Here is a 7,778-nt window from a genome sequence, read left to right as displayed (position 1 = left end):
GACGGGCGCAGATAGGTCATGATCTCCAGCCAGGTGGGTGCGGCCCCGGAGATGCCGGAGACCTGGTGCATGGGCTGGCCGTCAAAATTGCCGACCCACACCCCGACGGTGTAGCGTTGCGAAAAACCGATGCACCAGTTGTCACGCATCTGTTTGCTGGTGCCGGTCTTGACGGCGCTCCAGAAGGGGGTGGCCAGGGCATTGTCCAGCCCGAAGGTGGCGCTGCGGGCGAGGGGATCGGCCAGGATGTCGGCAACGATGAAACTGGCTGGTGCGGAGAGAATACGTTGGGGGGGGGTGTCGGGTTCATCCGGGCGCAGGCGCAGCGGGGTGAAGAGACCCCCATTGGCCAGGGTGCGATAGGCGTTGACCGCTTCCCAAAGGGAGACCTCCACCGAACCCAGGGCCAGGGCATAGCCATAATAGGTACCCTCTTCGGTGACATGGGTATACCCCAACTGGCGCAGACGGGTGACGAAGGGATCCAATCCGGTCAGCATTAGGGTACGCACCGCCGGAACGTTGAGGGAGGCGGCCAAAGCGGTGCGCACGCTCACCCACCCCTTGAAATCCTGGTCATAGTTTTGGGGAAAATAGATGCCACGGGGGGTGACCAGTTCGACCGGGGCGTCGTGGAGCAGGGATGCTGCGGTAAGGAGCCGTTGCTCCAACGCCAGTTCATAGAGAAAGGGCTTGAGGGTGGAACCTGCCTGACGTGGGGCGCGCACCCCATCCACATGGCGGGTGGGCGGATGGTTGCCGCCATTGCCGACATAGGCCAGGACATGCCCTGTGGCATTGTCCACCACGAGGAGGGCGCCATTCAGGGCATGACGATCCTGCAACTGGTAAAGCTGCTGGGCGAGGGCATCGCGGGCAAAATGTTGCAGGGAGCCATCCAGGGTGGTGACCACCTGACGTGGAGCACGGCTCAAATCCAGTTGGGAAAGGAGCCGGTGGGCCACATGCGGCGCCAGATCAGCCTGGGGGCGGACGGGAGGCAAAGCCCCCAACAGCAGCCGGGCGGCACGCTCCCGCAACCCGGGACAGGTGACCTCGGGGGCGTGGCGCCGGGCCAGGAGGCACGCCCGCTCGGCGACTTTTGGGGCAGAGGCGTTGGGAGAACGCAGCAGCGCGGTCAGCAGCAGGGCCTCGGGGGTCTCCAGGCCGGAAGGCAGCTTGTCAAAAAGGGTCCGGCTGGCAGCCTCGATACCCTGCAATTCGCCGCGAAACGAAGCCAGATTCAGGTAGGCTTCCAAAATCTGTTTTTTCTGCCAGGTTTTTTCGATACGCCAGGCAGCCCGCATCTGCGCCCATTTTTGGCCCAGGGAGCGGTGCCGGGTGGTGGGTTGCAGATTCGGATCCAACAAGGCGGCCAACTGCATGGTGAGGGTACTGGCCCCCCGGGGGGTGCCTCGCAGCAGGCGATTCCACACCGCTCCGGCCAAGGCTTGCCATGCCACGCCGCCATGCTGCCAAAACCGCCGATCTTCGACGGCAAGAAGGGTCTTGACCATGGCAGGGGAAATGGCCTCCAGCGGAGTCCAACTCAACTGCCGGCGGGTCGGGTCCAGGCGAAGTTGCTGGAGGATTGCCCCCTGCCGGTCGAGCAGCAGGAGATCGCTCGACCGGTGGCTTGCCTGAACTGCCGCGAAAGTGGGCGTCTCGGCCCGGGTGATGGTGGCAGCGGACAGCACGCCCCACAGACACCACCCCGCCACCATGGCGCGGAGAGGCAATCGGCAACGGACAGACCCGGCGAGTCCAACCAGCCAACGACAGGCCGGGCTGGTGCGAAAAATCCGGTTCATGGCGCTACGGTGATGGCCTCCAGCGGCATCTCGCCAAACATCTCCGGGGCGTACATCGCCTCGACCCGGGCAGGGGGCAATGCGAAACGGCCCGGATTGTTCAGGCGTAACGTGTACTCCATGGACCAGTTGCCCTTGGGCAGCCAGTCATAATAGGCCCGGAAGGCGTCGTGGGTCCGCTCCTCGAAAACCGGTCCCAGCCAACCGGATTGTTTTTCTCCATGGGTCATGATGGCGGAGTCCCTGCCCAGACCAGTGCCCAGGATGGCGCCGCCACTGGGAATGGGATCGCTGATTACCACCCAGGCCATGTCGGATTGCGCCTCCACCTCCAGACGGACCCGCACCACGTCTCCCTGACTCCAGATCCCGTCCGTTTTGCGTTCCACCGGGGTGAGCGTGCGGCGCATGTGGTAACCGCTGTTCAAGGGTTCCCGCAGAGGGATGGCGGCCCGGCTTTGCACCGTCACCCAGGGTTTGCCCGCGCCTTGATGACGCAAGGCGAGTTGCCCGGTCCCGGATGGCCAGGGGAAGGCCAGGGCGCCACCTTGTGGCTGCCGGCCCCAGTCAAGATTCAGCGTCGCCTCCGCCATCTGGCCCGTGGTCGATCCGGTCACGGGATCCTTTTCAAACTTTTCGGCAAATTTTTTCATGGTCACCACTCCCCAGGCATTGGCGGTGGTGGTGCGCCAGCGGCCTTGAATCTGCCGACCCAGGCTACCCCGCATCAGGCGTGGCAGATCAGCCGACCACCCCGGATCGTTCAGCACGCCGAGGATGAGACGATTGGCGTTGCTGTCCCCTGAAACCATGAGCCACCAGAGATGATCGGCGGACTCGGTGGAAAATCCCAGGGTCGTTCCCTGAAAATGGAGGCGGGCGCGGAGAATCTCCAGGGTTTCCTTGCGCAGGCGATCCCTCTGGGGAAGGGTATTGACCCGTTGGAGAATCTCCAGCCAGTCGATCACTGCCGAGGTTGGCCAGAGATCGGGTTCGACGGGGATGGAGGTGAGCAGAGTCGGGGAGATCTCCTCATGGCGTGACAAGGCGGCCAGGGCGGCCAGTTTGCGCAGGGTGGTGTCGGCAGCCATGTGCCTGGCAGCGTGGAGGATTCTCCCCTGGGCAAAGCGCAACAGGCCGGAGCGCATTTTTTTCAGCGCCTCGGCGGGGATGGGCCACCCGGTTTCGTGGGCGATGGCCAACAGGTAGGCGGTCAGGGCATCGCTGCCGTGCGAGAGGAGAGGAAAATATTTGACCAGACCATCCCGGTCAAGATAGGCGGGAAGCGCGGCCATGAGTTGATCCCAGGCCGCCCGATCCTGTAGGGCAATGGCCCGGGAGGCGCGCTGCTCCAGACAGGTGAAGGGATAACGTGACATGTACTCCTGCACCCCGGTCAGGTTGCTGGTCATCCTCGGCTGTACCGCGACCTCGACGCCACCCCGACCGGGCAAGGCATCGGCGGGCTTGTTGACCGGCAGCAGCCAAGGTTCCGTCAACTGCTGCAAGGTGGCCTGGACAACACGCACCGGCAGGGTGGGAATCACCTCCTGGGTGACGCTCAGGCGATCATCGGCCTTGTCGGCGTGGGCCTGAATGGTCCAGGCGAGGCGTTGGATATCCGCAGGGACAGTTACCTCCCAGGTGGCCTCCCGACTCTCGCCGGGGGCCAGATCGAAGAGCAAGGTGGGGAGAGGAGGCAGCGAGGTTTTGGGAGCCTCCTCTCCTTTGCGGGAAGAAGGTGGGGGTGTTCCGGCCACAAAAGCGGTCACCTTGGCCTGCAACGGACGCTCACTGCCGTTGCGCACGGTAAAGCCGGCGCGGAAGGCGTCTTGTTCGCGGACCAGGGGGGGGAGGCCGGAAAAGAGGATCAAATCCTGGGTGGTACGGAAAGAGGTCGAGCCCGTGCCGAAGAGATCCGCGCCGGCATCGGCCACCGCCACCACCCGGAACGAGGAGAGGGCATCGTTGAGCGGAATGGGGATCCGCGCTTCACCCCGGGCATCGAGTTTGACCCGGCCCTGCCACAGGAGCAGGGTCTCCAGCAGTTGCCGGCCCGACAGGCCGCGTCCCCCGCCCCCGCCGTGCGTGACGGCCTTGCGGCCATAGTGGCGGCGACCGATCACCTGCTCCTGGGCGGTGGCGGTGGTGACCCGCAAGGGACGTTTTTGCAGCATGGCGGCGAGCAGATGCCACGAGTCATTGTCCCTGAGCTCCAGCAACCCCTCGTCCACGGCGGCAAGGGCCACCTCGGCATCGGCAGGAAGGGTTTGACCGGTTGCCGTGGCCACCTTGACCGTCGCCAAGGCCGACCCCCGCACCTTGTAGGTCGGGTGATCGGTGGTCACCTGGACCTTGAGGGTATGGGCCTTCCAGCCGACTTCGATCTGGGCATACCCCAGGCGGAAGGCAGGGCGCCCCAGGTCGATCATGGCAGTCGGAGCCACCTCGGTGGAACGGCCACGCACCGCCAGGGCCGAGACAAACATGTTCGGGGCGTAACGGCCCTGCACGGGGATGCGCAATACGGGTGCATCGCTGGTCAGGGTCTGGACAAAACTGTCCATGATGCCATCCCGCTCCACGGTGACCAGCACGGTTGCCTTCGGGAAAGGCATGCGGGCTTGCAGGATGGCCTCCTCGCCCGGCTCGTAGCGTTTTTTCTCGGGGATCAGATCCATGCGGTTGTGCTGGTTCACGTCGAACCACAGGGGTCCGTTCTTGCTGACCCACCCTTCGGTGTGGGCAAAAGTGGCCCGGTTTTGGGCATCGACGGCGCGGGCCTGGAGGATGACGTTGCCGGAGACCGGGGATCGACCCGCGCAGGTCAGACGCCCCTGTGCGTCGGTGGTTCCGGAACAAAACTCCTGGAGGCGTTTGATCTCTTCATGGTGTTCATAGGCGTAGAAGCCACCGATCAGGCGTTCCCGGTGTGAATAGGTCAGGCGTTGCAGCATATCGACCACGACCGGCACCTGGGCCATGGGGTGCCCCTGGGCATCGACGGCGATGACCTGACATTTGAGATCTTCCTGACTGGAGGCCCAATGGTCGAGCTTGAGTCCCAACAACACCTGGGCTGGGAGAAGGGTGACATGGGCAGAGGCGGTCAGACGTTCGCCGTTGCTGTCCTGATATTCCAGTTCGGCCAGCAAATCCTGGGGCGATTCGGTCGGTTTGATGGGCCCCAGGAGGCCACGCACGGTTCCGGACCCGTTCAAGGTGAGGGTTTGTACGGGCAACGGGCGGCTTTTTTCACCCTCCGGGGTGTCGTCGTTCGGGTTGTCGGCATCTTCTTCGCTGTCGTGGGAGCGGTTGGGATGCCGGGTTACGGGGCCCTCCGCCATGCGCCCATTGGCAAACACAACATCCTCAAAGGGCGCGAACTGCATGACCTTGGGTTGCAGCAGGCCGCGCAGCTTGACCGGCATGTGCCCCGCAGCGCCGCCAGAAAGGTACCCTGCGTGCAGATCCAACTCCACCTGGGACGGGTTGATCGCCTCGGCCTGAAGTGGCGTAACGGAGGCCTTCATGGTGGGCACCCGGAAGGCCTCGACCCGGAAGGATCCGGAGCTGTGCTGCCCGGCGCCTTTGGCCTTGGAGGAGACCATGATGACTTCATACTGGCCATGTTTGGCGGATTGGGGGATGGACCAACGATTTTCGGCAACCTGCCGGGCATCCCAATGGAGTGGCAGGGTGTACTCCTGCTCGCTTCCCAGGTGCCGGATCAGCGCCTTCTCCGGCAGGTCGACCGTCTTTTGCAACGCGATGCCGCCATCCGTGGCCTGGCGGGCAAAGTGCTTCATGGCGAGTGTCTCCCCGGCTCTCAGCAGGGTTCGATCAAAAACCGTGGTGAGGATGCTGTCGGGCTCACTCCGCCAAGATTCATACGGGATCTGGAAGTTGTAGGGGGAGATGCCCTCGTTCCAGGAGGAGAGCAGGAAGGTGACATCGTCACCCGAACGGGCCGTGACGAGATAGTTCTGTTCGAAATAACCGTTGTTGGGACACTTGGGCAGGGTGTTGAGCGGGGGGAGGGGCTTGGCAAGGATAACGATCCCCTGGGCATTGGTGCGACCGGTAAAATGAACGTGCCCCTGGCAATCGCCGACGGTGACCTCGGCGTCACCGACCGGTTTTCCCTCATCCAATGTGGTGACCCAGACCAGGGCGTTGCTGCCTCCCTGTTTGAAATGGGCGGAGAGATTGGTCACCAGGACAGCGCTCTGGACGTAATAGGGTTTTTTTTCGCCATGGAGTTCGGTCCCCAGCCGATCGCTGGCCAGTTCCACCACATAAAGGCCGGGTCCGGGAAGGGGGATGCCAATGACTTCAAAGGTCTTGCTTCCCCCCGGCTTGGGCAGGGTGAAGGTTTCCAGTTGTTGCAACCGGGCCGGTTCCAAATGGGCAAAGACCGATATTTCTCCGGGGCGCTGCTTGATGACGGGTTTGTCGTCTTGCCATTCGGTGACGCTCTCCTGGACATCCCTTATCTGTTTCATCCAGGGGATGAACTCGACCGGATTGGCCAACCGCAGACGCCGACCGCGCACCTCGACGGGCTGTTGTTCCTGTTGTTTCTGGACCTTGCTCCACCATTCGGCGACCAGGGTCGTGGGCAGATCCATCGTGTCGGTCTTGTCACCTTTCCCGAGGGCATCCGGTTTGTCGGTCGGCTCTGTCGTGGCCCAGGATCCGGGGTGGGTGGCATCCAGGGGAAGGATCGCCTCCAGGTTGCGCAATGTGACTGGCAGGGCGGCATCTCCCTTGGCCTCGATGATGCCGAAAGGGGCGGGAAATTTGGCCAGGGCAGGGAACGGACCGCTCTTCACTGTCAGGGGAAAGCTGGCCTGGTTGGTCAGGCTGCGCCCGGAGTCATCCTTGATGCCCTGGGGAATCTCCAGGGTGAATGTGCTCGATTCCGGAAAAGGCCCCGGAAAAGTGAGATGGGAGATCCAGGGACTTTTTCCCGGTATGTGATCCTCTTCTGGCCGGCTCCCGTCACTCTCCTCGTCGGAATCGTCATCCCGGCCCAGAGTGGCCGGGTAGAGATGCCCATCCTCTCCTTTGAGACGGATCTGGCGGGCATCGGCCACGACAATGGGATGGGTCAGGCGCAGCTGCATGGGGAGAATGGGAAAGCAATGGGCATCCTTGTTGGGCCGCTCGCAGGAAAATCGTGCGGCAAAGGCCTCCCGGGCGCGAAAGGGGATACGTTGCGGTTGGCTCCCCTCCACCCCGCTCAAGGCGCGGATGCCTGCACTCCACACCAGACCCACCTCGGCGTTGTTGGGAAAGCGCCGCAGGCACTGCACCACGGTGATGCGGCCTGCATCCCAGTTGCTCAGGGTTGGCGTTTGTTTGACAGCTGTGTTGGTTTTGGTCGGTGAAACAGTCGATGCAGCACCGCCGGGGCGGGAGAGTTGGCGTTGCAGGCGCCCGTTTTGCAGATCCGGGTGTTTTTGCAGCACCTCGGTGCGCTCCTTGCCCTGGAGAACGCGCACCCCGATCTTTTCCCCCATGCCCGCCACGTCGCAGGTCATGTTTTTCGACACGGAGGCCTCATCCGCCTGGGCATCCAAAAACAGGATGAAGGTTTGTTCCTCATCGACCATGTTTCTGAAACCGGGCAGGGAGCGCAGAATGGTGGGGCCCCCCGTGGAAAACGAAAAACGGTTGTTCCCGGTCACAGGAGCCCCCGCGAGGGTGTGCAGATTGGGGCTTGCCGTGAAGGTGCAACGGATCCCGCCCGGCAGATCCCGCGCAAAATCGTAGACCCAGTTGTGGCTGTCCACCCAGCGACCCTTGCCGGCCTCGGGACAATCGATGGCAAAAGGATCCTCCAGCCTGGGATCGCCGAAAGAAACCATGGGGAGGGCGAAGCGGGCCTTGACCTGTCGGACCTTTTTCACCTCACCCTGCGGTGAGAAGGATGAAATGGTCGCTGCCGGGGGGGGCTGGGTC

Annotated in this window: 2 protein-coding genes; both read right to left on the bottom strand. The window is 63.2% G+C overall.

The window, feature by feature from the left end; all coding sequences use genetic code 11:
- A partial coding sequence (gene pbpC / locus HQL63_15250; GenBank protein ID MBF0178181.1) for a penicillin-binding protein 1C occupies positions 1–1,811 on the bottom strand: 1,811 nt, incomplete at its 3' end.
- Positions 1,808–7,726, bottom strand: coding sequence for an alpha-2-macroglobulin (locus HQL63_15245; GenBank protein MBF0178180.1), 5,919 nt, complete (start codon positions 7,724–7,726; stop codon positions 1,808–1,810). The genes pbpC and HQL63_15245, both read right to left, overlap by 4 nt.
- Positions 7,727–7,778: the final 52 nt, after the last annotated feature.

The organism is Magnetococcales bacterium, from assembly GCA_015231175.1.
In the GTDB taxonomy this organism is placed as follows: Bacteria; Pseudomonadota; Magnetococcia; order Magnetococcales; family DC0425bin3; genus HA3dbin3.
Note: the sequence above shows the minus strand (reverse complement) of the source record. Positions and strands in the feature narration are given on the sequence as shown.